General features: G+C 54.1%; 35 protein-coding genes. 1 reads left to right on the top strand and 34 read right to left on the bottom strand.

Annotation, left to right across the window (positions count from 1 at the left end; translation table 11 throughout):
• The first annotated feature begins 32 nt into the window (after positions 1–32).
• The gene (locus tag WG219_03270) at positions 33–1,412 is read left to right on the top strand and encodes an MFS transporter (GenBank protein ID WXL26513.1); all 1,380 of its coding nucleotides are present in this window, start codon (positions 33–35) and stop codon (positions 1,410–1,412) included.
• Positions 1,413–1,612: 200 nt separating this feature from the next.
• Here WG219_03270 and bfr read toward each other — a convergent pair whose 3' ends face one another.
• From bfr to rpoC, 34 genes are all read right to left on the bottom strand, one after another.
• Positions 1,613–2,077 carry a bacterioferritin gene (gene bfr, locus WG219_03265; GenBank protein ID WXL26512.1) on the bottom strand — a complete coding sequence of 155 codons (465 nt, stop codon included), beginning with the start codon at positions 2,075–2,077 and terminating at the stop codon, positions 1,613–1,615.
• Positions 2,078–2,282: 205 nt separating this feature from the next.
• Positions 2,283–2,669, bottom strand: a complete 387-nt coding sequence (gene rplQ / locus WG219_03260; protein ID WXL26511.1) for a 50S ribosomal protein L17 — start codon at positions 2,667–2,669, stop codon at positions 2,283–2,285.
• A gap of 42 nt (positions 2,670–2,711) precedes the next feature.
• Complete coding sequence (rpoA, locus tag WG219_03255; GenBank protein WXL26510.1) at positions 2,712–3,713, bottom strand: DNA-directed RNA polymerase subunit alpha; 1,002 nt, start codon at positions 3,711–3,713, stop codon at positions 2,712–2,714.
• Positions 3,714–3,735: 22 nt separating this feature from the next.
• Entirely contained in the window at positions 3,736–4,356 is a 621-nt protein-coding gene (gene rpsD / locus WG219_03250) for a 30S ribosomal protein S4 (protein WXL26509.1), read from the bottom strand.
• A 17-nt stretch (positions 4,357–4,373) separates the two neighbouring features.
• Positions 4,374–4,763, bottom strand: coding sequence for a 30S ribosomal protein S11 (gene rpsK, locus WG219_03245; protein ID WXL26508.1), 390 nt, complete (start codon positions 4,761–4,763; stop codon positions 4,374–4,376).
• Between the two features lie 30 nt (positions 4,764–4,793).
• Positions 4,794–5,150, bottom strand: coding sequence for a 30S ribosomal protein S13 (gene rpsM, locus WG219_03240; GenBank protein WXL26507.1), 357 nt, complete (start codon positions 5,148–5,150; stop codon positions 4,794–4,796).
• 132 nt (positions 5,151–5,282) lie between these two features.
• Positions 5,283–5,399 (bottom strand): 50S ribosomal protein L36, encoded by a 117-nt coding sequence (gene rpmJ, locus WG219_03235; GenBank protein WXL26506.1) that lies wholly within the window; start codon positions 5,397–5,399, stop codon positions 5,283–5,285.
• A gap of 28 nt (positions 5,400–5,427) precedes the next feature.
• Positions 5,428–6,756, bottom strand: a complete 1,329-nt coding sequence (gene secY / locus WG219_03230; GenBank protein WXL26505.1) for a preprotein translocase subunit SecY — start codon at positions 6,754–6,756, stop codon at positions 5,428–5,430.
• Positions 6,757–7,191, bottom strand: a complete 435-nt coding sequence (gene rplO / locus WG219_03225) for a 50S ribosomal protein L15 (GenBank protein ID WXL26504.1) — start codon at positions 7,189–7,191, stop codon at positions 6,757–6,759.
• Between the two features lie 3 nt (positions 7,192–7,194).
• Positions 7,195–7,374, bottom strand: a complete 180-nt coding sequence (gene rpmD / locus WG219_03220; GenBank protein WXL26503.1) for a 50S ribosomal protein L30 — start codon at positions 7,372–7,374, stop codon at positions 7,195–7,197.
• 2 nt (positions 7,375–7,376) lie between these two features.
• A complete protein-coding gene (gene rpsE, locus WG219_03215) occupies positions 7,377–7,877 on the bottom strand; it encodes a 30S ribosomal protein S5 (protein ID WXL26502.1) in 501 nt (166 codons plus the stop codon).
• 3 nt (positions 7,878–7,880) lie between these two features.
• Entirely contained in the window at positions 7,881–8,231 is a 351-nt protein-coding gene (gene rplR / locus WG219_03210) for a 50S ribosomal protein L18 (GenBank protein WXL26501.1), read from the bottom strand.
• A 10-nt stretch (positions 8,232–8,241) separates the two neighbouring features.
• Positions 8,242–8,775 (bottom strand): 50S ribosomal protein L6, encoded by a 534-nt coding sequence (gene rplF / locus WG219_03205; GenBank protein WXL26500.1) that lies wholly within the window; start codon positions 8,773–8,775, stop codon positions 8,242–8,244.
• A gap of 12 nt (positions 8,776–8,787) precedes the next feature.
• A complete protein-coding gene (rpsH, locus tag WG219_03200) occupies positions 8,788–9,180 on the bottom strand; it encodes a 30S ribosomal protein S8 (protein WXL26499.1) in 393 nt (130 codons plus the stop codon).
• A gap of 184 nt (positions 9,181–9,364) precedes the next feature.
• Complete coding sequence (rpsN, locus tag WG219_03195) at positions 9,365–9,670, bottom strand: 30S ribosomal protein S14 (protein ID WXL26498.1); 306 nt, start codon at positions 9,668–9,670, stop codon at positions 9,365–9,367.
• 14 nt (positions 9,671–9,684) lie between these two features.
• Entirely contained in the window at positions 9,685–10,224 is a 540-nt protein-coding gene (gene rplE / locus WG219_03190; protein WXL26497.1) for a 50S ribosomal protein L5, read from the bottom strand.
• Positions 10,225–10,244: 20 nt separating this feature from the next.
• Positions 10,245–10,559: a 50S ribosomal protein L24 gene (gene rplX / locus WG219_03185; GenBank protein WXL26496.1), complete on the bottom strand. Its 315-nt coding sequence runs from the start codon at positions 10,557–10,559 to the stop codon at positions 10,245–10,247.
• An 11-nt stretch (positions 10,560–10,570) separates the two neighbouring features.
• Positions 10,571–10,939 carry a 50S ribosomal protein L14 gene (gene rplN, locus WG219_03180; GenBank protein ID WXL26495.1) on the bottom strand — a complete coding sequence of 123 codons (369 nt, stop codon included), beginning with the start codon at positions 10,937–10,939 and terminating at the stop codon, positions 10,571–10,573.
• A 23-nt stretch (positions 10,940–10,962) separates the two neighbouring features.
• Positions 10,963–11,229, bottom strand: coding sequence for a 30S ribosomal protein S17 (gene rpsQ / locus WG219_03175; protein WXL26494.1), 267 nt, complete (start codon positions 11,227–11,229; stop codon positions 10,963–10,965).
• Between the two features lie 2 nt (positions 11,230–11,231).
• Positions 11,232–11,423: a 50S ribosomal protein L29 gene (gene rpmC / locus WG219_03170; GenBank protein WXL26493.1), complete on the bottom strand. Its 192-nt coding sequence runs from the start codon at positions 11,421–11,423 to the stop codon at positions 11,232–11,234.
• Positions 11,423–11,836, bottom strand: a complete 414-nt coding sequence (gene rplP / locus WG219_03165; GenBank protein WXL26492.1) for a 50S ribosomal protein L16 — start codon at positions 11,834–11,836, stop codon at positions 11,423–11,425. The genes rpmC and rplP overlap by 1 nt, the downstream gene beginning before the upstream one ends.
• Before the next feature lie 12 nt (positions 11,837–11,848).
• Positions 11,849–12,535, bottom strand: a complete 687-nt coding sequence (gene rpsC / locus WG219_03160; GenBank protein WXL26491.1) for a 30S ribosomal protein S3 — start codon at positions 12,533–12,535, stop codon at positions 11,849–11,851.
• Between the two features lie 13 nt (positions 12,536–12,548).
• The gene (gene rplV, locus WG219_03155; protein WXL26490.1) at positions 12,549–12,881 is read right to left on the bottom strand and encodes a 50S ribosomal protein L22; all 333 of its coding nucleotides are present in this window, start codon (positions 12,879–12,881) and stop codon (positions 12,549–12,551) included.
• A gap of 11 nt (positions 12,882–12,892) precedes the next feature.
• Positions 12,893–13,168 carry a 30S ribosomal protein S19 gene (gene rpsS / locus WG219_03150; protein ID WXL26489.1) on the bottom strand — a complete coding sequence of 92 codons (276 nt, stop codon included), beginning with the start codon at positions 13,166–13,168 and terminating at the stop codon, positions 12,893–12,895.
• Between the two features lie 16 nt (positions 13,169–13,184).
• On the bottom strand, positions 13,185–14,009 hold the full coding sequence (gene rplB, locus WG219_03145; GenBank protein WXL26488.1) for a 50S ribosomal protein L2: 825 nt from the start codon (positions 14,007–14,009) through the stop codon (positions 13,185–13,187).
• Between the two features lie 14 nt (positions 14,010–14,023).
• On the bottom strand, positions 14,024–14,323 hold the full coding sequence (gene rplW / locus WG219_03140; GenBank protein WXL26487.1) for a 50S ribosomal protein L23: 300 nt from the start codon (positions 14,321–14,323) through the stop codon (positions 14,024–14,026).
• Positions 14,320–14,922 (bottom strand): 50S ribosomal protein L4, encoded by a 603-nt coding sequence (gene rplD, locus WG219_03135; GenBank protein WXL26486.1) that lies wholly within the window; start codon positions 14,920–14,922, stop codon positions 14,320–14,322. The genes rplW and rplD overlap by 4 nt, the downstream gene beginning before the upstream one ends.
• 12 nt (positions 14,923–14,934) lie before the next feature.
• Positions 14,935–15,570, bottom strand: coding sequence for a 50S ribosomal protein L3 (gene rplC, locus WG219_03130; GenBank protein ID WXL26485.1), 636 nt, complete (start codon positions 15,568–15,570; stop codon positions 14,935–14,937).
• Positions 15,571–15,652: 82 nt separating this feature from the next.
• Positions 15,653–15,964, bottom strand: coding sequence for a 30S ribosomal protein S10 (gene rpsJ, locus WG219_03125; GenBank protein WXL26484.1), 312 nt, complete (start codon positions 15,962–15,964; stop codon positions 15,653–15,655).
• A 155-nt stretch (positions 15,965–16,119) separates the two neighbouring features.
• The gene (gene tuf / locus WG219_03120; protein WXL26483.1) at positions 16,120–17,313 is read right to left on the bottom strand and encodes an elongation factor Tu; all 1,194 of its coding nucleotides are present in this window, start codon (positions 17,311–17,313) and stop codon (positions 16,120–16,122) included.
• 30 nt (positions 17,314–17,343) lie between these two features.
• Complete coding sequence (gene fusA, locus WG219_03115; GenBank protein WXL26482.1) at positions 17,344–19,461, bottom strand: elongation factor G; 2,118 nt, start codon at positions 19,459–19,461, stop codon at positions 17,344–17,346.
• Between the two features lie 30 nt (positions 19,462–19,491).
• A complete protein-coding gene (gene rpsG, locus WG219_03110; protein WXL26481.1) occupies positions 19,492–19,962 on the bottom strand; it encodes a 30S ribosomal protein S7 in 471 nt (156 codons plus the stop codon).
• A gap of 119 nt (positions 19,963–20,081) precedes the next feature.
• Positions 20,082–20,453, bottom strand: a complete 372-nt coding sequence (gene rpsL, locus WG219_03105; GenBank protein ID WXL26480.1) for a 30S ribosomal protein S12 — start codon at positions 20,451–20,453, stop codon at positions 20,082–20,084.
• A 152-nt stretch (positions 20,454–20,605) separates the two neighbouring features.
• On the bottom strand, positions 20,606–24,805 hold the full coding sequence (gene rpoC / locus WG219_03100) for a DNA-directed RNA polymerase subunit beta' (GenBank protein ID WXL26479.1): 4,200 nt from the start codon (positions 24,803–24,805) through the stop codon (positions 20,606–20,608).
• Positions 24,806–24,827: the final 22 nt, after the last annotated feature.

The following is a 24,827-nucleotide window of genomic DNA, read 5'->3' as shown; positions in this document are numbered from 1 at the left end:
AATCACCGGCTATTTTTCACAGGGCGTTTTAAATGCACGATCCGCACAGCGAGCGCATGAGTGGCAGCGAAACCCGCGCTGCCAGTGGTCTGGCGCTGGTCTTCTCGTTTCGTATGCTCGGCATGTTCATGGTGCTGCCAGTTCTGGCCACCTACGGCATGGACCTCAAGGGCAGCACCCCTGCCCTGATCGGACTGGCGATCGGAGCATATGGCCTGACCCAGGCTTTCCTGCAGATTCCTTTTGGCATGATCAGCGACCGTATCGGCCGCCTGCCCGTGATTTATGCAGGGCTACTGATCTTTGCTGCCGGCAGCTTGCTTGCAGCAGGCGCGGACACGATCTGGGGCGTGATTGCCGGACGTGTACTACAGGGCGCTGGCGCAATATCCGCAGCAGTAATGGCCCTACTCTCCGACCTGACCCGCGAGCAACACCGCACCAAAGCCATGGCCATGATCGGCATGAGCATAGGCCTGTCGTTTGCGGCAGCAATGGTGATCGGCCCGGTACTGACAAGAGCGTTTGGCTTATCCGGTTTATTCTTGGTCACTGCGGCCATGGCCCTTCTTGGCATCTTAATCATAGCGTTTATGGTGCCTAGCGCCCCTGAACTAACTCGCCACCGTGAGTCTGGTGTCAGTAGCCAAGCATTATTGCCCTCGCTAAAGAACCCTGACTTGCTGCGCCTGAACTTCGGCATCTTTGCCCTTCACGCCATTCTCATGGCTAGCTTTGTGGCGATCCCACTAGCCCTTGTTGAATTAGGCGGACTGCCCAAGGAAGAACACTGGTGGGTCTACCTGACCGCCCTGCTTGTCGGCTTTTTCGGCATGGTGCCGTTCATCATTTATGGCGAAAAAAAGCGCCGCATGAAGCAGACGGTGTTCGCAGCGGTACTGGTTATCTTGCTCTGCGAACTGTTCTTCTGGTGGTTCGGGAACAGCCTGCGGGCATTAGTGCTGGGTTTGGTGGTGTTTTTTACGGCCTTCAACTTGCTTGAAGCCTCTTTACCGTCATTGATCAGTAAAGTAGCGCCAGCTGCAGGCAAGGGCACTGCAATGGGCGTGTATTCCACCAGCCAGTTCCTCGGAGCAGCCTTGGGCGGAATCATTGGTGGTTGGCTGTATCAACACATTGGCTTAGCAGGTGTATTCGCAGGATGTGCAGCGCTTTGCCTAATCTGGCTATCACTAGCCTTTACCATGCGTGAGCCACCGTATGTAACAAGCATGCGTTTTCCACTTTCAATGGAGCAGTCACAAGACGCCGGATTGGTCGCACGCATACTGGCAGCCCCCGGTGTTTCGGAAGCAGTTGCTATACCCGCTGAAGGTGCGATTTACATCAAGGTGGACTCTAAGCAGCAAGACCGCACTAGTCTTCAACAACTACTGGATCAAACTGATTAGAACCCAGATACAACTTTGAAGGGGTGGGGCGCGTACGGCCGCAAGGGGCTTCCATGCATTAGGCTGAGAGCAATACCGTACGCTCTCAGCTCAGCATAAATCACTACACAACAAAACCCTGAGTTCAGTGGCTTATAGGCGGTCGTGATAAAACAGACGGCACGGCAGCTAGCAATAAGCAGACACTAAAGGTTAGTCCACTACATCTGATTTTGCAGATAGTTCTCAAGACCGACCTTATTGATCAGATCCAGCTGGATCTCGAGCCAGTAGGCATGATCTTCCTCGGTATCCTTGAGCTGCAGTAGCAACATATCCCTCGACTGAAAATCCTGATGCTGTTCACACAGGGCGATCCCCTTACGCAGTGCATCACGAACGTGATATTCCAACTGCAAATCCAGCTTCAGCATCTCAGGGACACTCTGCCCGTAGGTGAAGCTGTCCGGCACCATATCTGGCGCCCCCTCGAGAAACAGAATGCGCTTCAGGATCGCGTCAGCATGCTGGGTCTCTTCTTCCATTTCATGATTGATACGCTCATAGAGCTTCGTGAAGCCCCAATCCTCGTACAGACGCGAGTGAATAAAGTACTGATCGCGGGCGGCCAACTCGCCTTTGAGTAGTACTTTGAGGTACTCAATCACCTCAGTATGCCCCTTCATGATGACTCCTTAGCAACGATTTGATCCCTAACCTGTTTAGTACTGTAGCAAAACAGGATTACACAGCACGGCCCCTGGTCAAACCAGTACCCGCCAACTCCGAGGCGAAACTTAACGCGAAACACAATCGCGCCAAGAACGCTTATCAAACACCTTGAAAGCAAAAAACCGGGCCTATGGCCCGGTTTTTCATACAACCTACAACTTACTCTGCAGCTTCTACTGTGCCGCCGACCGGACGGTCAACCAGCTCAACATAAGCCATAGGAGCGTTGTCGCCAGCGCGGAAGCCGCACTTGAGGATACGCAGGTAACCGCCCTGACGGGTGGCATAGCGCTTGCCCAGGTCGTTGAACAGTTTACCGACGATTGCTTTCGAACGGGTACGATCGAAAGCCAGACGACGGTTAGCAACGCTGTCTTCTTTAGCCAAAGTGATCAGCGGCTCAGCAACGCGACGCAGTTCTTTAGCTTTCGGCAGAGTAGTTTTGATCAGCTCATGCTCGAACAGCGAAACCGCCATGTTCTGGAACATGGCCTTGCGGTGTGCGCTGGTGCGGCTGAGGTGACGGCCACTTTTACGATGACGCATGGTTCAATTCCTTACCAAACTCACGTTCGGTGATGATGACGATCAGGCAGTAGCCTTATCGTCTTTCTTCAGACTTGCCGGCGGCCAGTTGTCGAGGCGCATACCGAGGGACAGACCACGAGAGGCCAGAACATCCTTGATCTCAGTCAGGGATTTCTTGCCCAGGTTCGGGGTTTTCAACAGTTCTACTTCAGTGCGCTGAATCAGATCACCAATGTAGTAAATGTTTTCTGCCTTGAGGCAGTTAGCCGAACGTACAGTCAGTTCCAGGTCATCAACCGGACGCAACAGAATAGGATCGATCTCATCTTCCTGCTCGATAACAACTGGTTCGCTGTCACCTTTCAGGTCAACGAACGCAGCCAGTTGCTGCTGCAGAATGGTGGCGGCGCGGCGGATAGCCTCTTCCGGATCCAGAGTACCGTTGGTCTCCAGGTCGATCACCAGTTTGTCCAGGTTAGTGCGCTGCTCGACACGAGCGTTTTCCACCACGTAAGAAACACGGCGTACCGGGCTGAAAGAAGCGTCCAGCTGCAAGCGACCGATGCTGCGGCTTTCATCTTCATCGCTCTGACGAGCGTCAGCCGGCTCATAGCCGCGACCACGAGCTACAGTGAGCTTCATGTTCAGCGAGCCAGTGCTGGCCAAGTTTGCAATAACGTGGTCGCCATTGACGATTTCGACATCGTGATCCAGCTGAATATCGGCAGCGGTAACTACACCCGAGCCCTTCTTCGCCAGAGTCAGAGTCACTTCGTCACGACCGTGCAGTTTGACAGCCAGACCTTTCAGGTTGAGCAGGATCTCAATAACGTCTTCCTGAACACCTTCGATAGCACTGTACTCATGGAGTACGCCATCAATCTCGGCCTCGACTACTGCACAGCCAGGCATGGAGGACAACAGGATGCGACGCAGCGCGTTGCCCAGGGTATGGCCAAAACCACGCTCGAGAGGCTCAAGCGTAATTTTCGCGCGGGTCGGACTGACCACCTGCACATCAATGTGACGGGGGGTCAGGAACTCATTTACCGAAATCTGCATGGATGCACCTATTTTCTAGCCCTTACTTGGAGTAGAGCTCGACAATCAGGCTTTCGTTGATGTCAGCGGAGAGATCACTGCGAGCCGGAACGCTTTTGAAAACGCCAGACTTTTTGTCAGTGTCAACTTCGACCCATTCAACGCGGCCACGCTGGGCACACAGCTCAAGAGCCTGAGCGATACGCAGCTGATTCTTCGATTTCTCACGAACTGCAACAACGTCACCAGCTTTAACTTGGTAGGACGGAATGTTTACAGTCTTGCCGTTTACTGTGATCGACTTGTGCGATACCAGCTGACGGGATTCAGCGCGAGTAGCACCAAAGCCCATACGATAAACGACGTTATCCAGACGGCACTCAAGGAGTTGCAGCAGGTTTTCACCAGTAGCGCCTTTTTGACCGGCAGCTTGCTTGTAGTAACCGCTGAACTGACGCTCAAGAACGCCATAGATGCGACGGACTTTCTGTTTCTCACGCAGCTGGGTGCCGTAGTCGGACTGACGGCCACGGCGCTGACCGTGGATACCTGGGGCTGCTTCGATGTTGCACTTAGATTCCAGAGCGCGTACGCCACTCTTCAGGAACAGATCAGTGCCTTCACGACGAGACAGTTTGCATTTGGGACCAATGTAACGAGCCATTTCTCACTGTCTCCTGATTACACGCGACGCTTCTTCGAAGGACGGCACCCGTTATGCGGGATTGGCGTCACATCGGTGATGCTGGCGATCTTGTAGCCGCAGCCGTTCAATGCACGGACAGCAGACTCGCGACCTGGACCTGGGCCCTTGACGTTAACGTCGAGGTTTTTCAGGCCATATTCCAGCGCAGCTTGACCAGCACGCTCAGCAGCCACCTGGGCAGCGAACGGGGTGCTTTTACGCGAACCGCGGAAACCCGAACCACCGGAGGTAGCCCAGGACAGAGCGTTGCCCTGACGGTCAGTGATGGTCACGATAGTGTTGTTGAAAGAAGCGTGGATGTGGGCGATGCCATCAACCACCGTCTTTTTGACTTTTTTACGAGTACGAGCAGCAGGTTTTGCCATGACTAGATTCCTGTCGATGCGCGAATGCGATTACTTGCGGATCGGCTTGCGCGGACCCTTACGGGTACGAGCATTGGTCTTGGTGCGCTGACCGCGAACCGGAAGACCACGACGATGACGCAGACCACGGTAGCAACCCAGGTCCATCAAGCGCTTGATTTTCATGTTTACTTCACGACGCAGGTCGCCTTCGGTATTAACCTTGGCTACTTCGCCACGCAGCTGCTCAATCTGCTCGTCAGAGAGATCTTTGATTTTTGCCGCCGGGTTTACACCGGTAGCAGCACAGATTTTCTGTGCAGTGGTGCGACCAACACCATAGATGTAGGTCAGCGAGATAACAGTGTGCTTGTTATCCGGAATGTTAACGCCTGCAATACGGGCCATTCAGTGGAACTCCAATTGACAGCTACCTACGCCCCGGAAGCCAAGAAATAGGGCGCGAGATATTAACGCTGTAAAAACAAATAATCAACCCGGCAGCACACTAGCTGCCGGGCTTAAACGCTTTTATCACACTCAGCCTTGGCGCTGCTTGTGACGCGGTTCTGCGCTGCAGATCACTCGCACGACACCTTCGCGACGAATGATTTTGCAGTTGCGGCACAGTTTTTTCACCGATGCACGAACTTTCATTACCAACTCCTCGAACCTTATGGACACATCAGCGGAGCATGCCGCCGCCGTAGCCCTTCAGGTTAGCTTTCTTCATCAGGGATTCGTACTGGTGCGAAACGAGGTGCGATTGTACTTGGGACATAAAGTCCATCACAACCACAACTACGATCAGCAGCGAAGTCCCGCCAAGATAGAACGGTACGTTGGCAGCCACCACCAGGAACTGGGGCAGCAAGCATACGGCCGTCATGTACAGAGCACCGAACATGGTCAAGCGGGTCAACACGCCATCAATATAGCGCGCCGATTGCTCGCCGGGACGGATACCCGGAATAAAGGCACCGGACTTCTTCAGGTTTTCCGCTACGTCTTTCGGGTTGAACATCAACGCTGTATAGAAGAAACAGAAGAACACGATCCCTATACTAAACAGCAGAATGTTCAACGGCTGACCAGGAGCGATAGCCTGTGAAATATCCTGCAGCCAGCCCATACCTTCGGACTGACCAAACCAGGCACCCAGCGAAGCCGGGAACAACAGAAGGCTGCTGGCGAAAATGGCAGGAATTACACCCGCCATATTCACCTTCAACGGCAAGTGGCTGGTCTGCGCAGCGAAGACCTTACGACCTTGCTGACGCTTAGCGTAATGCACCGCAATGCGACGCTGACCGCGCTCAATGAACACCACAAAACCGATAATCGCTACTGCCAGCAGACCGATGGCAATCAGGGCGAAAATATTGATATCACCCTGGCGCGCAGACTCAAAGGACTGCCCGATTGCCGACGGCAGACCGGCTACGATGCCCGCAAAAATCAGCATCGAAATACCGTTGCCAACACCACGCTCAGTGATTTGCTCACCCAGCCACATCATAAACATCGCGCCTGCCACGAAAGTGGTAACCGCCACGAAGTGGAAGCCGAAATCAACTGAAAACGCTACGCCCTGACTCGCCAAGCCAACGGACATACCGATAGCTTGTACAACAGCCAGAACGAGGGTGCCGTAGCGGGTGTACTGGCTGATCTTACGACGGCCAGCTTCACCTTCCTTCTTCAACTGCTCCAGCTGCGGGCTGACAGCGGTCATGAGCTGCATGATGATCGACGCCGAAATATACGGCATGATCCCCAGTGCAAAAATACTCATACGCTCCAGCGCGCCGCCGGAAAACATGTTGAAAAGGCTAAGAATGGTCCCCTCATTCTGTCTGAACAGATCCGCCAGACGGTCAGGGTTAATTCCTGGAACTGGGATGTGCGCACCAATTCGATAGACGATGATCGCCATCAACAGAAAGCGCAAACGAGCCCAGAGCTCGGATAACCCGCCATTGCTGAGCGCTGAGAGAGCACCTTGCTTAGCCATTTATTCCTCGAACTTACCGCCAGCTGCTTCGATAGCCGCACGCGCACCCTTGGTGGCTGCGATACCTTTCAGGGTGACCGCCTGAGTAACTTCACCGGACAGCATCACTTTGACGCGCTGTACGTTTTGGTTGATCAGGTTGGCATCCTTCAGCGACTGCAGAGTAACAACGCCGCCTTCGATCTTGTTCAGCTCGGAAGTACGCACTTCTGCGCGATCCATAGCTTTCAGAGATACGAAACCGAACTTAGGCAGACGACGGTGCAGAGGCTGTTGACCACCCTCGAAGCCCGGAGCAATAGAGCCACCGGAACGGGAGGTCTGACCTTTGTGACCACGGCCACCAGTCTTACCCAGACCGCTACCGATACCACGGCCCGGACGGTGCTTCTCGCGACGGGAACCCGGCGCAGGACTCAAATCGTTCAGGTACATGTATTAACCCTCCACACGGAGAAGGTAGTAAGCCTTGTTGATCATTCCGCGGTTTTCCGGAGTATCCAGAACCTCAACGGTATGATTGATGCGACGCAGGCCAAGACCTTTGACGCAGGCTTTATGGTTAGCCAGACGGCCATTGGTGCTCTTGATCAGAGTCACTTTGATGGTGTTAGCCATGATCAGAGAATCTCCTCGACGCTCTTGCCACGCTTGGCTGCAACGGAAGCCGGCGACTGCATGGACTTCAGACCATTGAATGTGGCGTAAACCACGTTCACTGGGTTAGTCGAGCCGTAGCACTTGGCCAGAACGTTCTGCACACCAGCCACTTCCAGAACAGCACGCATAGCGCCACCAGCGATGATGCCGGTACCTTCGGAAGCAGGCTGCATGAACACTTTAGAAGCGCCATGAGCAGACTTCATTGCGTACTGCAGGGTTGTGCCGTTGAGGTCAACCTGAATCATGTTGCGGCGAGCAGCTTCCATCGCTTTCTGGATAGCAGCAGGTACTTCGCGGGACTTACCACGGCCGAAACCTACGCGACCTTTACCATCACCCACTACAGTCAGCGCAGTGAAAGTGAAGATACGGCCACCCTTAACGGTTTTGGCTACGCGGTTAACCTGTACCAGCTTCTCGATATAGCCTTCGTCGCGCTTTTGGTCGTTATTTGCCATAACTTAGAACTCCAGCCCGCCTTCACGAGCAGCATCAGCCAGCGCCTTAACGCGGCCGTGGTACTTGAAGCCAGAACGGTCGAATGCAACCTGAGTCACACCAGCGGCTTTCGCGCGCTCTGCAACCAGCTCACCAACTTTCTTGGCCGCGTCAACGTTGCCAGTGGCGCCGTCACGCAGTGCTTTGTCCAAGGTAGAGGCACTGGCCAGAACCTTGCCGCCGTCGGCCGAAATGACCTGGGCGTAGATATGCTGCGAAGAGCGGTACACGCACAGACGCACGGTTTCGAGTTCGTGCATTTTCAGGCGTGCTTTGCGAGCGCGACGCAGTCGAGTAACTTTTTTGTCGGTCATTTGCTATGCCCTACTTCTTCTTGGCTTCTTTACGGCGGACGACTTCGTCTGCGTAACGAACACCTTTGCCCTTGTAAGGTTCAGGACGACGGAAGTCACGGATTTCCGCTGCGACCTGACCAACCAGTTGCTTGTCGATACCCTTGAGCACGATTTCAGTCTGGTTCGGGGTTTCAGCAACAACACCTTCCGGCAACTCATAGTCGATCGGATGGGAGAAGCCGAGAGCGAGGTTCAGCACTTGACCTTTAGCTTGGGCCTTGTAACCAACACCTACCAGCTGCAGCTTACGCTCGAAGCCAGCGCTAACACCGATCACCATGTTGTTGACCAGAGCGCGAGTGGTACCGGCCATCGCACGAGTCTGCTGGTCGCCATTGCGAGCAGCAAAACGCAGCTCACCAGCTTCCTGCACGATCTCTACGGACGAGTGAACATTCAGTTCCAGAGTACCCTTGGCACCCTTAACCGAAAGCTGCTGACCGGCGAGTTTAACTTCAACGCCTGCTGGCAGCTTAACGGGGTTCTTAGCAACGCGAGACATGCTTATCCCCCCTTAGAACACTGTGCAAAGCACTTCGCCGCCGACACCGGCAGCGCGCGCAGCGCGGTCCGTCATCACACCTTTGTTGGTGGAGACGATGGAAACACCGAGACCGCCACGTACTTTCGGCAGTTCTTCGACGGATTTGTATTGGCGAAGGCCTGGACGGCTCACGCGCTTAACTTCTTCGATAACCGGACGGCCTTCGAAGTACTTCAGCTCGATGGACAGCTGCGGCTTAACTTCACCGCTGATCTGATAACCCGCAATATAACCTTCGTCTTTGAGAACTTTGGCTACAGCCACCTTCAGAGTGGAAGACGGCATGCTTACGACGGACTTTTCAGCCATCTGGGCATTACGGATACGAGTTAGCATGTCCGCTAACGGGTCCTGCATACTCATGGGCTAGACGCTCCTGATACAAAAAGAATTAGCCTTTCGGCTACAGTCGCTGAATTTGAGGGACAATTACCCCAGGCTCAGGCGAGCCGAGCATTCTAGAGACTGATCAAAAATGAATCAAGCCCCAATTGGGGCTTGATTCGCAGATAAAACAAAGCCGGCGCTAGGCCGGCTTTGTTTTTTGTTACCAGCTGGCTTTAACCAGACCTGGTACATCACCACGCATTGCAGCTTCGCGCAGCTTGATACGGGACAGACCGAACTTGCGGAATACGCCGTGCGGACGACCAGTAACGCGGCAGCGGTTACGCAGGCGGGATGCGCTAGCATCACGCGGCTGCTTCTGCAGTGCGATTTGTGCAGCCCAACGCTCTTCAGGAGTTGCATTCTGATTGGCGATGGTAGCTTTCAGCTCGGCACGCTTTTTAGCGTACTTGGCTACCGTTTGCTGACGCTTCAGCTCGCGGTTTTTCATGCTGGTTTTAGCCATGTTCCAAACTCCAATCAGTTGCGGAACGGGAATTTGAAAGCACGCAGCAGAGCGCGACCTTCATCATCCGTACGAGCGGTGGTGGTCAGAGTGATGTCCAGACCACGCAGAGCATCGATCTTGTCGTAGTCAATTTCCGGGAAGATGATCTGCTCTTTCACGCCCATGCTGTAGTTGCCACGACCGTCGAAGGACTTGGCATTCAGGCCGCGGAAGTCACGTACGCGCGGCAGGGAGATGGACAGCAGACGATCCAGGAACTCGTACATACGCTCACGGCGCAGAGTCACTTTGACGCCAATCGGCCAACCTTCACGAACCTTGAAGCCTGCAATCGACTTACGGGCATGAGTCACAACGACTTTCTGACCGGTGATCTTTTCCAGGTCGGCAACAGCGTTCTCGATGACTTTCTTGTCACCGATAGCTTCGCCCAGGCCCATGTTCAGGGTGATCTTGGTGATGCGCGGAACTTCCATCACGTTGGCGAGCTTAAGTTCTTCCTTAAGCTTCGGCGCGATTTCTTTCCGGTAAATCTCTTTTAGTCGTGCCATGGTCTTCTACCTAGCAGTGTTCAAGCATCAACCGCTTTTTGGGTCGACTTGAAGACACGAATTTTTTTACCGTCTTCAACTTTGAAACCAACGCGATCAGCCTTGTTAGTTTCGCTGTTGAAAATGGCCACGTTAGAAGCGTGCAGTGGCGCTTCTTTCTCGACGATACCGCCCTGAACGCCCGACATTGGGTTCGGCTTGGTATGGCGTTTCACCAGGTTAACCCCACCGACGACCAGACGGTCGTCAGCGAGAACCTTGAGAACCTTGCCACGCTTACCTTTGTCTTTGCCGGCGATCACGATGATCTCGTCGTCACGACGAATCTTTTGCATGTCGGATCTCCTTACAGCACTTCAGGTGCGAGCGAGACGATCTTCATGAACTTCTCAGAGCGAAGTTCACGAGTCACCGGCCCAAAAATACGGGTGCCGATCGGCTCTTGCTTGTTGTTCAGCAGAACAGCAGCGTTGCCATCAAAGCGAATGATCGAGCCATCCGGACGGCGAACGCCGTGACGGGTACGGACTACAACAGCAGTCATTACTTGGCCTTTTTTCACCTTACCGCGTGGAATTGCTTCCTTTACGGTAACTTTGATGATGTCGCCGATGCCGGCATAGCGGCGATGCGAGCCACCCAGCACCTTGATGCACATAACGCGACGAGCACCGCTGTTATCAGCGACGTCGAGCATGGATTGAGTCTGAATCATATAATTTCTCCGACCCCTAGTCCTTAGACTTCCACTGCGCGTTCGATGATTTCAACCAGAGCCCAAGACTTAGTCTTGGCCAGCGGACGGGTTTCACGGATGGAAACCTTGTCGCCGATCTTGCTCTGATTGTTCTCGTCGTGCGCGTGCAGCTTGGTCGAACGCTTAACGTATTTACCGTAGATCGGGTGCTTAACGCGACGCTCGATCAGTACGGTGATGGTCTTGTCCATCTTGTCGCTGACAACACGGCCGGTCAGCGTACGGACTGTTTTTTCGGCTTCAGCCATGATCACTTACCTGCCTGCTGGTTGAGCACAGTTTTCACACGAGCGATATCGCGTTTAACTTGCGAGAGCAGGTGAGACTGCCCCAACTGGCCAGTTGCTTTCTGCATACGCAGATTGAACTGGTCGCGCAGCAGGCCGAGCAGTTGCTCGTTCAGCTGCTGTGCTGATTTTTCACGAAGTTCATTCGCTTTCATCACATCACCGTCCGCTTAACAAAGGTGGTGGCGAGCGGCAGCTTTGCAGCAGCCAGGGCGAAAGCCTCACGCGCCAGCTCTTCGGAAACACCCTCGATTTCATACAGGACTTTGCCTGGCTGAATCTGGGCAACCCAATATTCCACGCCACCCTTACCTTTACCCATCCGCACTTCGAGAGGCTTCTTGGTTACCGGCTTGTCAGGGAACACGCGAATCCAGATTTTCCCGCCACGTTTAACGTGACGAGTCAGAGCACGACGAGCGGACTCGATCTGGCGGGCGGTGAGACGACCGCGGGAAACAGACTTCAGCGCGAACTCGCCGAAGCTCACTTTGCTACCGCGCTGAGCCAGACCACGGTTGTGGCCTGTCATCTGCTTGCGGAACTTCGTACGCTTTGGTTGCAACATTTGGCGTACCCCTTACTTAGCAGCTTTTTTACGAGGAGCAGGTGCTTGCGGCTTCAGCTCTTCATGGCGACCACCAATTACTTCGCCTTTGAAGATCCAAACCTTGACACCGATCACACCGTAAGTGGTGTGAGCCTCGTACGTGGCATAGTCGATATCGGCACGCAGGGTGTGCAGCGGCACACGACCTTCGCGATACCATTCAGTACGTGCGATTTCCGCACCACCGAGACGACCGCTCACCTGGATTTTGATGCCCTTGGCACCGATACGCATGGCGTTCTGTACAGCGCGCTTCATAGCGCGACGGAACATTACGCGGCGCTCCAGCTGCTGAGCTACGCTCTGAGCAACCAGCATACCGTCGAGCTCCGGCTTGCGGATCTCTTCGATATTGATGTGCACAGGCACACCCATTTGCTTGGTCAGGTCCTGACGCAGTTTCTCAACATCTTCACCTTTCTTGCCAATCACAATACCTGGACGAGCGGTGTGGATGGTGATGCGTGCAGTTTGCGCCGGACGAGCAATGTCGATGCGGCTTACGGACGCGCTTTTTAGTTTGTCTTGGAGATACTCACGCACTTTCAAATCTGCGAACAGATAGTCCGCGTAAGTGCGACCGTCTGCGTACCAGACGGAGGTATGATCCTTGACGATTCCCAGGCGAATGCCAGTGGGATGTACTTTCTGACCCATCTGATCGACTCCGTTACTTGTCCGCAACCTTGACAGTGATATGGCAAGACCGCTTGACGATGCGATCAGCGCGGCCTTTGGCACGCGGCATGATGCGCTTCAGCGAACGCCCCTCGTTGACGAAAACGGTGCTGACTTTCAGGTCATCAACGTCTGCGCCTTCGTTGTGCTCGGCGTTGGCTACAGCCGACTCCAGCACTTTCTTCATGATCTCGGCTGCTTTCTTACTGCTGAAAGCAAGCAGGTTGAGCGCTTCGCCCACCTTCTTCCCGCGGATCTGGTCGGCGACCAAGCGGGCTTTCTGGGCGGAGATTCGAGCGCCCGACAACTTAGCGGCTACTTCCATTTCCTCACCCCTTAACGCTTGGCTTTCTTGTCAGCCACGTGACCACGATAGGTACGAGTGCCGGCAAATTCGCCCAGTTTATGACCAACCATGTCTTCGTTCACGAGAACTGGGACATGCTGACGGCCGTTGTGTACAGCGATAGTCAGACCGACCATCTGCGGCAGGATCATAGAACGACGCGACCAGGTCTTAACTGGTTTACGATCATTCTTTTCCACCGCCACTTCGATCTTCTTCAGTAGGTGAAGATCAATAAAAGGACCTTTTTTCAGAGAACGTGGCACTGTCGTATCCCTCTATTTACTTGCGACGACGGACGATCATGTTATCGGTGCGCTTGTTCGCACGAGTCTTCGCGCCCTTAGTCGGGAAGCCCCATGGAGACACCGGATGACGACCACCAGAGGTACGACCTTCACCACCACCATGTGGGTGGTCAACCGGGTTCATGGCAACACCACGAACGGTTGGGCGAACGCCACGCCAGCGTTTAGCACCAGCTTTACCCAGCGAACGCAGGCTGTGCTCGGAGTTCGAGACCTCACCCAGAGTCGCACGGCACTCAGCCAGTACTTTACGCATCTCACCGGAACGCAGACGCAGAGTAACGTAGACGCCTTCACGAGCGATCAGCTGAGCAGAAGCACCAGCGGAACGTGCGACCTGAGCACCTTTACCCGGCTTCAGCTCGATACCGTGAACAGTGCTACCAACTGGAATGTTACGCAGCTGCAGGCTGTTACCTGGTTTGATCGGAGCCATGATGCCAGCAATCAGCTGGTCGCCAGCACTCACACCTTTCGGCGCGATGATGTAGCGACGCTCGCCATCGGCATATTTCAGCAGAGCGATGTGCGCAGTACGGTTCGGATCGTATTCGATACGCTCGACAGTGGCTGGGATGCCATCTTTGTCATTGCGACGGAAATCGACCAGACGGTAATGCTGCTTGTGACCACCACCAACGTGACGGGTAGTGATACGACCGTTGTTGTTACGACCGCCAGATTTCGACTTCTTCTCGAGCAGCGGAGCGTACGGAGCGCCTTTGTGCAGCTCCTGATTGACCACCTTGACCACAAAACGGCGGCCAGCGGAAGTCGGTTTGCATTTAACGATAGCCATGATGCACCCCTTCCTTACTCAGCACTGCTGGCGAAATCGAGATCTTGGCCTGGCTGAAGGGAGATGATCGCCTTCTTCCAGTCGTTGCGCTTGCCCAGGCCACGAGCTGTACGCTTGGTCTTACCCAGAACATTCTGAGTAGTGACGCGCTCAACTTTGACGCCGAACAGGCTTTCAACAGCCTTCTTGATTTCCAGCTTGGTTGCGTCAGTCGCAACCTTGAAAACAAACTGACTTTTCTTGTCAGCGAGAACTGTGGCCTTCTCGGAGATGTGCGGGCCAAGCAGCACTTTAAATACGCGTTCCTGGTTCATCCCAGCAGCTCCTCGAATTTCTTCACGGCAGAAACGGTGACCAGCACCTTTTCATACGCGATCAGGCTGACCGGATCAGAACCCTGAACATCACGTACATCGACGTGCGGCAGGTTGCGTGCAGCCAGGTACAGATTCTCATCAACAGAATCCGAAACGATCAGTACGTCATTCAGACCCAGACCGTTCAGTTTGCTCAGCAGCTCTTTAGTTTTCGGCGCTTGTACGCTGAAATCTTCAACAACCACCAGACGATCGCTACGAACCAGTTCAGACAGGATCGAACGGACAGCCGCGCGATACATCTTCTTGTTCAGCTTTTGATCGTGATTCTGCGGACGTGCTGCGAAAGTCACACCACCGCCACGCCAGATCGGACCACGAGTAGTACCAGCACGAGCACGGCCAGTACCCTTCTGACGCCATGGGCGCTTACCGCCACCTGCTACGTCGGAACGGGACTTCTGCTGCTTGCTGCCCTGACGACCACCTGCCATGTAGGCAACAACTGCTTGGTGAACCAGGGTCTCGTTGTATGCGCCGCCGAAAGTGGCTTCAGATACTTCGATCGATTGAGCGCCATTTACATTTAATTGCATGTCAGCTTCCCCTTAACCGCGAGCCTTGACTGCCGGACGCACAACCACGTTGCCGCCAGTAGCGCCAGGTACGGCACCCTTGATCAGCAGGAGGTTACGCTCAGCATCGACGCGCACAACTTCCAGGGACTGCACAGTCACACGCTCAGCACCCAAGTGGCCGGACATTTTCTTGCCCTTGAATACGCGACCTGGAGTCTGGCACTGGCCGATAGAACCCGGAACGCGGTGAGACACGGAGTTACCGTGGGTATTGTCTTGGCCGCGGAAGTTCCAACGCTTGATGGTACCGGCAAAGCCTTTACCTTTGGACTGACCGGTGACATCCACCAGCTGACCAGCTTGGAAAATTTCAGCGTTGATCAGATCACCCGCCTGGTATTCGCCTTCTTCAAGACGAAACTCCAGAACAGAACGACCTGCCGCGACATTCGCCTTAGCGAAGTGACCGGCTTGCGCCTTGCTGACACGAGAAGCACGACGCTCACCGACAGTGACCTGCACTGCGCGATAGCCATCGGACTCTTCAGTTTTGAACTGAGTGACGCGATTCGGCTCGATCTCAATGACCGTAACCGGAATGGAGACACCTTCTTCGGTGAAAATGCGGGTCATGCCGCACTTACGACCGACTACACCAATAGTCATGTTTAAACCTCATGAGTGTACGGGGCTTTCACCCGCTATGGCCGCCCATTTCAGAGCGTTACACGACGAAAACCTTACGGTTTTAGCCGAGGCTGATCTGCACTTCCACGCCTGCCGCAAGGTCGAGCTTCATCAGCGCATCAACGGTTTTATCCGTTGGCTGGACAATGTCCAAAACGCGCTTATGAGTACGGATCTCATACTGATCACGCGCGTCTTTGTTGACGTGCGGGGAAGTCAGTACTGTGAACCGCTCTTTGCGAGTAGGCAGAGGAATCGGACCACGCACCTGAGCACCAGTACGTTTCGCGGTTTCCACGATTTCCTGGGTTGATTGATCGATCAGGCGATGGTCAAAAGCCTTCAACCGAATACGGATTTGTTGGTTTTGCATTTTGACCTCAGATTCCAAGCTGCTATTCCCAACGGACGGAATACGCCCGTTAAAAGGAGGCGTGATTCTATAGACGCTCCCGGAAAGTGTCAACCCAATAAAAAAGCCCCCGCAAGCGGGGGCTTTTCAAATCATCTGGTTATCTCGAAAAGAGATTACTCAATGATTTTGGCAACAACGCCAGCACCAACGGTACGGCCGCCTTCGCGGATGGCGAAACGCAGACCTTCTTCCATTGCGATGGTTTTGATCAGAGTGACAGTCATCTGAATGTTGTCACCTGGCATTACCATCTCAACGCCTTCCGGCAGTTCGCAGTTACCAGTTACGTCAGTAGTACGGAAGTAGAACTGAGGACGGTAGCCTTTGAAGAAAGGAGTATGACGACCACCTTCTTCTTTGCTCAGTACGTAAACTTCTGCAGTGAACTTGGTGTGAGGCTTAACAGAACCCGGCTTAACCAGAACCTGACCACGCTCAACTTCGTCACGCTTAGTACCACGCAGCAGAACGCCACAGTTCTCACCAGCACGGCCTTCGTCCAGCAGCTTGCGGAACATTTCAACGCCGGTGCAAGTGGTCTTGGTGGTGTCACGCAGACCAACGATTTCGATCTCTTCCTGTACCTTAACGATACCACGCTCGATACGACCAGTTACTACAGTACCGCGACCAGAGATGGAGAATACGTCTTCGATCGGCATCAGGAACGGCTTGTCGATAGCACGCTCAGGCTCTGGGATGTAGCTGTCCAAAGTCTCAACCAGCTTCTTAACAGCGGAAGTGCCGAGACCGTTCTCGTCTTCGCCGTTTAGAGCCATCAGAGCGGAACCGATGATGATCGGAGTGTCGTCACCTGGGAAATCGTAAGTGCTGAGCAGGTCACGCACTTCCATCTCAACCAGTTCCAGCAGCTCAGCGTCATCAACCATGTCAGCCTTGTTCAGGAACACGACGATGTACGGTACACCTACCTGACGGGACAGCAGGATGTGCTCACGAGTCTGAGGCATCGGACCATCAGCAGCCGAGCAAACCAGGATCGCGCCGTCCATCTGGGCAGCACCAGTGATCATGTTTTTTACGTAGTCGGCGTGCCCCGGGCAGTCAACGTGCGCGTAGTGACGAATAGTGGAATCGTACTCTACGTGCGCAGTGTTGATGGTGATACCACGAGCTTTCTCTTCCGGAGCGCTGTCGATCTTGTCGAAGTCAACACGAGCCGAACCGAATACTTCGGAGCAGACGCGAGTCAGAGCAGCGGTCAGAGTGGTTTTACCGTGGTCAACGTGACCGATGGTGCCTACGTTGACGTGCGGTTTGCTACGTTCAAATTTTTCTTTAGCCACGACAATTAACTCCTTGCCTAAAGGGCTGAATCAGCCTTGTTTTTTAACCAGAGCTTCGACGATGTTTGCCGGAGCTTCGGAGTATTTAGAGAATTCCATGGAGTAGCTTGCGCGACCCTGAGACATGGAACGAACGTCGGTTGCGTAACCGAACATCTCACCCAGCGGAACCTCAGCACGGATAACTTTACCGGAAACCGAGTCTTCCATACCCTGGATCAGACCACGACGACGGTTCAGGTCACCCATCACGTCACCCATGTAGTCCTCAGGGGTTACAACCTCGACCTTCATGATCGGCTCGAGAACAACACCACCGCCTTTCTGAGCGAGCTGCTTGGTCGCCATAGAAGCTGCGATTTTGAACGCCATTTCGTTGGAGTCAACGTCATGGTAAGAACCATCAAACACGGTAGCCTTCAGGCCGATCAGAGGATAACCGGCGACAACGCCGTTTTTCATCTGCTCTTCGATACCCTTCTGAATGGCTGGGATGTATTCCTTCGGAACCACACCACCAACCACTTCGTTGGCGAATTCGAGACCTTCCTGACCTTCGTCCGCCGGAGCGAAGCGAATCCAGCAATGACCGAACTGACCACGACCACCGGACTGACGAACGAATTTACCTTCGATTTCGCAGCTCTTAGTGATCTTCTCGCGGTAGGAAACCTGAGGCTTACCAATGTTGGCCTCAACGTTGAACTCACGACGCATACGGTCAACGATGATATCCAGGTGAAGCTCACCCATACCGGAAATAATGGTCTGACCGGTTTCTTCGTCAGTCTTGACACGGAAGGACGGGTCTTCCTGAGCCAGACGACCCAGAGCAATACCCATCTTCTCTTGGTCAGCCTTAGTTTTCGGCTCTACAGCTACCGAAATTACCGGCTCAGGGAAATCCATACGCTCGAGGATAATCGGCTTGTCGATATCGCACAGGGTGTCACCAGTGGTCACATCCTTCATACCGATCAGAGCAGCGATGTCACCAGCGCGCACTTCTTTGATCTCTTCACGCTGGTTAGCGTGCATCTGCACCATACGGCCGACACGCTCTTTCTTGCCTTTTACCGAGTTGATCACGGAGTCGCCGCTAGTGAGAACACCGGAATACACACGAGTAAAGGTCAGAGTACCAACGAATGGGTCAGTTGCGATTTTGAATGCCAGCGCAGCAAACGGCGCGTCATCATCAGCCGCACGCTCGTCTTTAGGAGCGTCATCACCTTCCTCGATATGGTCCGGATGAATACCCTGGATTGCAGGGATATCAGTCGGAGCTGGCAGGAAGTCGATAACAGCGTCCAGAACAAGCGGTACACCCTTGTTCTTGAAGGAGGAGCCCAGGACAGCCGGAACGATTTCACAAGCAATGGTGCGCTGACGCAGACCAGCCTTGATCTCTTCCAGAGTCAAGTCACCCTCTTCAAGGTACTTGTTCATCAGCTCTTCGTTGGCTTCAGCAGCAGCTTCAACCAGGTTAGAGCGATACTCCTCAGCCAGATCAACCAGATCAGCCGGGATTTCTTCCTCACGGAAGGTAGTACCCTTGTCATCATCGTTCCAATAGATAGCCTTCATGCGGAGCAGGTCAACCTGACCAACGAAGTTCTCTTCGGAACCAATCTGCAGCTGCAGCGGAACAGGAGTGTGACCCAGGCGCTTCTTGATCTGCTCAACTACACGCAGGAAGTTTGCACCCTGACGGTCCATCTTGTTCACGTAAACGATACGCGGAACACCGTACTTGTTAGCCTGACGCCACACAGTCTCAGACTGCGGCTCAACGCCCGAAGTACCACAGAACACTACGACTGCACCGTCAAGTACGCGCAGGGAGCGCTCTACTTCGATGGTGAAGTCTACGTGACCGGGGGTATCGATAACGTTTACACGGTGGTTTTTGTATTGCTTCTGCGAACCCTGCCAGAAAGCAGTTACAGCAGCAGAAGTAATGGTAATACCGCGCTCTTGCTCCTGAACCATCCAGTCGGTGGTCGAAGCACCATCATGGGTCTCACCCATTTTATGGTTTACACCAGTATAGAACAGCACGCGTTCTGTAGTGGTGGTTTTACCAGCATCTACGTGCGCACAGATACCGATGTTACGGTACAGATTAATAGGTGTTGTACGAGCCATAAAGCCCTCGCAAAGTTAGTAGCGCTGGAATTAGAAGCGGTAGTGCGAGAACGCCTTGTTGGCCTCAGCCATACGATGCACGTCTTCACGTTTCTTGACTGCAGCACCTTTGCCTTCAGCAGCATCCAGCAGCTCACCAGCCAAACGCAGAGCCATAGATTTCTCGCCACGCTTACGTGCGAAATCTACCAGCCAGCGCATGGCAAGAGCATTACGGCGGGACGGACGAACTTCGACCGGAACCTGGTAAGTGGCACCACCAACACGGCGCGACTTTACTTCGACCAGCGGAGCGATGGCGTCGAGAGCTTTCTCGAAGATTTCCAGGGGATCGCTGTTCTTACGCTCTTTAACCTTATCCAGGGCGCCATAAACGATACGCTCGGCAACGGCTTTCTTACCGCTCTCCATCACGTGGTTCATGAACTTGGCCAGGATTTGGCTTCCGTATTTTGGATCGTCAAGCACTTCGCGCTTGGCTGCTACACGACGTCTTGGCATTTGATAAGCCCTCAAACGGTCTTCAGGTTAGCCCGGGACTGCATCTTGCGATGACTTGCCCGACCTTACTCTTATCGACTCAGATAAATAAAAACTCGCAATTCGCTACAAAACGCCGATTACTTCGGACGCTTAGTACCGTACTTCGAACGACCTTGTTTACGGTCTTTAACACCGGAGGTATCCAGCGAACCGCGAACGGTGTGGTAACGCACACCTGGCAAGTCTTTTACACGACCGCCGCGAATCAGTACGACGCTGTGCTCTTGCAGGTTGTGGCCTTCACCACCGATGTACGAGGAAACCTCGAAACCGTTGGTCAGGCGTACACGGCAAACTTTACGCAGTGCCGAGTTAGGTTTTTTCGGCGTAGTGGTATACACACGGGTGCACACACCACGACGCTGCGGGCAGTTCTGCAGCGCAGGCACGTCGGATTTATCGACGATACGCTTACGCGGCTGACGTACCAGCTGGTTGATAGTTGCCATCTTTAGCTCCACTGTTGTCTTTCGACGCTATTGCCCTACTAAACAAAATGGCAGAGCACATGCCCTGCCAAATTTAGGGGTGCATGAGTCTAAAGAGACTCACCGCCCCAGTCAAGACAAAGCCCCACTGCACAGACAGCGGGGCTTTGAACTTAATTGTCGCTGGAGTTCAGCGCTTCAGTCAGTGCTGCTTCCACTTCACTGGCGCTTACACGCACAGGCTGGGCAGCTTCACGCTTGCGCTTGCGCTCGCTGTGATATGCCAGACCGGTACCAGCCGGAATCAGACGACCTACTACCACGTTCTCTTTCAGACCACGCAGGTAGTCACGCTTACCAGTCACTGCCGCCTCAGTCAGAACGCGGGTGGTTTCCTGGAAGGAAGCCGCCGAGATGAAGGACTCAGTCGACAAGGATGCCTTCGTAATACCCAGCAAAACGCGGGTGTACTTAGCAGGGAACTTGTCTTCTTCTGCCAGACGCTCGTTCTCACCCAGCACAGCGGTCAGTTCAACCTGATCGCCCTTGATGAATGAAGAGTCACCCGACTCAGTCACCTCAACCTTGCGCAGCATCTGGCGCAAAATGGTTTCGATGTGCTTGTCGTTGATCTTAACGCCTTGCAGACGGTAAACGTCCTGAATCTCATTGACGATGTACTTCGCCAACGCACTCACACCCAGCAGTCGCAGAATGTCGTGCGGATCGCTCGGACCGTCAGAGATAACCTCACCCTTGTTAACCTGTTCACCTTCGAACACGTTCAGGTGACGCCATTTCGGAATCAGCTCCTCATACGGCTCGCTACCATCGGTCGGCGTAATCACCAGACGACGCTTGCCCTTTGTCTCCTTACCGAAGGAGATGGTGCCGCTGATCTCAGCCAGAATCGACGCTTCTTTCGGGCGACGGGCTTCGAACAGGTCAGCAACGCGAGGCAGACCACCGGTGATGTCACGGGTCTTCGAGGTTTCCTGAGGAATACGAGCGATTACATCACCCACACCCAGTTGAGCCCCGTTGGCCACGTTGACCAGTGCGTTAGAAGGCAGGAAGTACTGAGCAGGCACATCGGTACCTGGCAGCATCAGATCCTTACCGTTCTCGTCGACCATTTTCACAGCCGGACGAATTTCTTTACCTGCGGCCGGACGATCCTTCGGATCCAACACCTCAATGTTGGTCAGACCAGTGAGTTCGTCTGTCTGACGCTTGATGGTGATGCCGTCTTCCATGCCCACATAGGTCACGGTACCTTTCATTTCGGTAACGATCGGGTGGGTGTGCGGATCCCATTTGGCAACGATGGCGCCCGGATCGACCTTCTGGCCTTCCTTAACGGAAATCACTGCACCGTATGGCAGCTTGTAGCGCTCACGCTCACGACCAAACTCATCAGCGATAGCCAACTCACCAGAACGAGAAACGGCCACCAGTGCACCATCAGCACGCTCTACATACTTCAGGTTGAGCAGACGCACAGCGCCGCCGTTTTTCACCTGAACGCTGTCCGCTGCCGAGGTACGGCTTGCCGCACCACCGATGTGGAACGTACGCATCGTCAGCTGTGTACCCGGCTCACCGATCGACTGAGCAGCGATTACGCCCACAGCTTCACCGATGTTGATCTGGTGACCACGTGCAAGGTCGCGACCGTAGCACTTGGCGCAGATGCCGTAACGGGTTTCACAGGTGATCGGAGAGCGCACGACCACTTCGTCGATGCTGTTTACTTCGATGAACTCGACCCACTTCTCGTCGATCAGAGTGCCAGCAGGTACGATGACTTCATCAGTACCTGGCTTGAACACGTCCTTAGCAATCACACGACCCAGTACGCGCTCGCCCAACGGCTCTACTACGTCACCACCTTCAATGTGAGGTGTCATCAGCAGGCCATGCTCGGTACCGCAATCAATGGCGGTTACAACGAGATCTTGAGCAACGTCTACCAGACGGCGAGTCAGGTAACCGGAGTTAGCTGTTTTCAACGCGGTATCGGCCAGACCTTTACGAGCACCGTGCGTCGAGATGAAGTACTGCAGAACCGACAGACCTTCACGGAAGTTCGCCGTAATCGGCGTTTCAATGATGGAGCCGTCTGGCTTGGCCATAAGACCACGCATACCAGCCAACTGACGAATCTGTGCAGCAGAACCCCGCGCACCGGAGTCAGCCATCATGTACATCGAGTTGAAAGACTCTTGCTCGACAGTTTTGCCTTCGCGATCCACTACCTTCTCTTTCGAGAGGTTAGCCATCATCGCTTTAGACACTTCATCGTTAGCTTTGGACCAGAGGTCGATCACCTTGTTGTACTTCTCGCCCTGGGTTACCAGGCCTGAAGCGTACTGGGATTCGATCTCTTTAACTTCCTCAGTGGCGGAGTCAATGATCCGAGCTTTCTCTTCCGGAATAACGAAGTCATTCACGCCAATAGAAACGCCGGAAATAGTCGAGTAAGCAAAACCGGTGTACATCAACTGGTCAGCAAAGATGACGGTATCTTTCAGACCTACAGTGCGGTAGCACTGGTTGATCAGCTTGGAGATCGCCTTCTTCTTCATTGGCTGGTTAACGACGTCGAAAGACATACCAGCTGGAACAACTTGGAACAGGAGCGCACGGCCGACAGTGGTGTCGACGATACGAGTGTTCTTAGTCAGCGAACCGTCTTTTTCTTTAACGGTTTCGTTGATGCGCACTTTTACGCGGGCGTGCAGGGATGCTTCACCAGCGCGGAACACGCGGTCAACTTCCTGCAGGTCAGCAAACACGCGACCTTCACCCTTAGCGTTGATAGCCTCACGGGTCATGTAGTACAGACCCAGTACAACGTCCTGAGAAGGAACGATGATTGGCTCACCGTTGGCTGGCGACAGGATGTTGTTTGTCGACATCATCAGCGCACGGGCTTCGAGCTGAGCTTCGAGTGTCAGAGGCACGTGAACAGCCATCTGGTCACCGTCGAAGTCGGCGTTATACGCCGCGCAGACCAGTGGGTGCAGCTGAATCGCTTTACCTTCGATCAGTACCGGCTCAAACGCCTGAATACCCAGACGGTGCAGGGTTGGTGCACGGTTCAGCAGTACGGGGTGTTCGCGAATCACTTCAGCAAGAACGTCCCAAACCTCTGGCAGCTCACGCTCCACCATCTTCTTCGCAGCTTTGATGGTAGTCGCCAAACCGCGGGCTTCGAGCTTGCCAAAAATGAACGGCTTGAACAGCTCAAGAGCCATTTTCTTCGGCAGACCGCACTGGTGCAGGCGCAGAGTAGGGCCTACGGTAATCACGGAACGACCGGAGTAGTCCACGCGCTTACCCAGCAGGTTCTGACGGAAGCGGCCTTGCTTACCTTTGATCATGTCAGCCAGGGACTTCAGCGGACGCTTGTTCGAGCCAGTGATGGCGCGACCGCGACGGCCGTTGTCCAGCAGGGCGTCAACCGCCTCCTGAAGCATGCGCTTCTCGTTGCGCACGATAATGTCAGGCGCAGACAGATCCAGCAGACGCTTCAGACGGTTGTTACGGTTAATCACGCGGCGATACAGATCGTTCAGATCGGAAGTCGCGAAACGACCACCATCCAACGGTACCAGCGGACGCAGATCTGGTGGCAGAACCGGCAGAACAGTCAGCACCATCCACTCAGGCAGGTTGCCGGAGTCTTTGAATGCTTCCATCAGCTTCAGACGCTTGGACAGCTTCTTGATCTTGGTCTCGGAATTAGTTTGCGGAATTTCTTCACGCAGACGACCAATCTCGTGCTCCAGATCGATAGCGTGCAACAGCTCGCGAACAGCCTCGGCACCCATGCGGGCGTCGAAGTCGTCACCGAACTCTTCGAGCGCTTCGAAGTACTGCTCGTCGTTGAGCAGCTGACCTTTTTCCAGCGTGGTCATACCCGGGTCGATAACAACGTAACTCTCGAAGTAGAGTACGCGCTCGATATCACGCAGGGTCATGTCCATCAGCAGGCCGATACGGCTCGGCAGGGACTTCAAGAACCAGATGTGGGCTACCGGAGAAGCCAGTTCGATGTGCGCCATGCGCTCACGACGAACTTTGGCCAGCGCAACTTCAACGCCGCACTTCTCACAGATCACACCACGGTGCTTCAGGCGCTTGTACTTACCGCACAGGCACTCGTAATCCTTAACTGGGCCAAAGATTTTGGCGCAGAACAGGCCGTCACGCTCAGGCTTGAACGTACGGTAGTTGATGGTTTCCGGCTTTTTAACTTCACCGAACGACCACGAACGGATCATCTCAGGCGACGCCAGTCCGATACGGATAGCGTCAAACTCTTCGACTTGACCCTGGTTTTTCAGCAAATTCAGTAGGTCTTTCAAGGCCTTTCCTCCTGGCGGAGCA

The organism is Pseudomonas mendocina (assembly GCA_037482215.1).
GTDB lineage: Bacteria > Pseudomonadota > Gammaproteobacteria > Pseudomonadales > Pseudomonadaceae > Aquipseudomonas > Aquipseudomonas mendocina_E.
Note: the sequence above shows the minus strand (reverse complement) of the source record. Positions and strands in the feature narration are given on the sequence as shown.

Coding starts and splice junctions, on each gene's coding strand:
- WG219_03270 (WXL26513.1), top strand. CDS start 33: ATGCACGATCCGCACAGCGAGCGCATGAGTGGCAGCGAAACCCGCGCT.
- bfr (WXL26512.1), bottom strand. CDS start 2,077: ATGAAGGGGCATACTGAGGTGATTGAGTACCTCAAAGTACTACTCAAA.
- rplQ (WXL26511.1), bottom strand. CDS start 2,669: ATGCGTCATCGTAAAAGTGGCCGTCACCTCAGCCGCACCAGCGCACAC.
- rpoA (WXL26510.1), bottom strand. CDS start 3,713: ATGCAGATTTCGGTAAATGAGTTCCTGACCCCCCGTCACATTGATGTG.
- rpsD (WXL26509.1), bottom strand. CDS start 4,356: ATGGCTCGTTACATTGGTCCCAAATGCAAACTGTCTCGTCGTGAAGGC.
- rpsK (WXL26508.1), bottom strand. CDS start 4,763: ATGGCAAAACCTGCTGCTCGTACTCGTAAAAAAGTCAAAAAGACGGTG.
- rpsM (WXL26507.1), bottom strand. CDS start 5,150: ATGGCCCGTATTGCAGGCGTTAACATTCCGGATAACAAGCACACTGTT.
- rpmJ (WXL26506.1), bottom strand. CDS start 5,399: ATGAAAGTTCGTGCATCGGTGAAAAAACTGTGCCGCAACTGCAAAATC.
- secY (WXL26505.1), bottom strand. CDS start 6,756: ATGGCTAAGCAAGGTGCTCTCTCAGCGCTCAGCAATGGCGGGTTATCC.
- rplO (WXL26504.1), bottom strand. CDS start 7,191: ATGTACCTGAACGATTTGAGTCCTGCGCCGGGTTCCCGTCGCGAGAAG.
- rpmD (WXL26503.1), bottom strand. CDS start 7,374: ATGGCTAACACCATCAAAGTGACTCTGATCAAGAGCACCAATGGCCGT.
- rpsE (WXL26502.1), bottom strand. CDS start 7,877: ATGGCAAATAACGACCAAAAGCGCGACGAAGGCTATATCGAGAAGCTG.
- rplR (WXL26501.1), bottom strand. CDS start 8,231: ATGACCGACAAAAAAGTTACTCGACTGCGTCGCGCTCGCAAAGCACGC.
- rplF (WXL26500.1), bottom strand. CDS start 8,775: ATGTCTCGCGTTGCTAAGAACCCCGTTAAGCTGCCAGCAGGCGTTGAA.
- rpsH (WXL26499.1), bottom strand. CDS start 9,180: ATGAGTATGCAGGACCCGTTAGCGGACATGCTAACTCGTATCCGTAAT.
- rpsN (WXL26498.1), bottom strand. CDS start 9,670: ATGGCTAAAACCAGCATGAAAAACCGCGAGCTGAAGCGTCAGCAAACG.
- rplE (WXL26497.1), bottom strand. CDS start 10,224: ATGGCACGACTAAAAGAGATTTACCGGAAAGAAATCGCGCCGAAGCTT.
- rplX (WXL26496.1), bottom strand. CDS start 10,559: ATGCAAAAGATTCGTCGTGACGACGAGATCATCGTGATCGCCGGCAAA.
- rplN (WXL26495.1), bottom strand. CDS start 10,939: ATGATTCAGACTCAATCCATGCTCGACGTCGCTGATAACAGCGGTGCT.
- rpsQ (WXL26494.1), bottom strand. CDS start 11,229: ATGGCTGAAGCCGAAAAAACAGTCCGTACGCTGACCGGCCGTGTTGTC.
- rpmC (WXL26493.1), bottom strand. CDS start 11,423: ATGAAAGCGAATGAACTTCGTGAAAAATCAGCACAGCAGCTGAACGAG.
- rplP (WXL26492.1), bottom strand. CDS start 11,836: ATGTTGCAACCAAAGCGTACGAAGTTCCGCAAGCAGATGACAGGCCAC.
- rpsC (WXL26491.1), bottom strand. CDS start 12,535: ATGGGTCAGAAAGTACATCCCACTGGCATTCGCCTGGGAATCGTCAAG.
- rplV (WXL26490.1), bottom strand. CDS start 12,881: ATGGAAGTAGCCGCTAAGTTGTCGGGCGCTCGAATCTCCGCCCAGAAA.
- rplB (WXL26488.1), bottom strand. CDS start 14,009: ATGGCTATCGTTAAATGCAAACCGACTTCCGCTGGCCGCCGTTTTGTG.
- rplW (WXL26487.1), bottom strand. CDS start 14,323: ATGAACCAGGAACGCGTATTTAAAGTGCTGCTTGGCCCGCACATCTCC.
- rplD (WXL26486.1), bottom strand. CDS start 14,922: ATGCAATTAAATGTAAATGGCGCTCAATCGATCGAAGTATCTGAAGCC.
- rplC (WXL26485.1), bottom strand. CDS start 15,570: ATGACTATTGGTGTAGTCGGTCGTAAGTGCGGCATGACCCGCATTTTC.
- rpsJ (WXL26484.1), bottom strand. CDS start 15,964: ATGCAAAACCAACAAATCCGTATTCGGTTGAAGGCTTTTGACCATCGC.
- fusA (WXL26482.1), bottom strand. CDS start 19,461: ATGGCTCGTACAACACCTATTAATCTGTACCGTAACATCGGTATCTGT.
- rpsG (WXL26481.1), bottom strand. CDS start 19,962: ATGCCAAGACGTCGTGTAGCAGCCAAGCGCGAAGTGCTTGACGATCCA.
- rpsL (WXL26480.1), bottom strand. CDS start 20,453: ATGGCAACTATCAACCAGCTGGTACGTCAGCCGCGTAAGCGTATCGTC.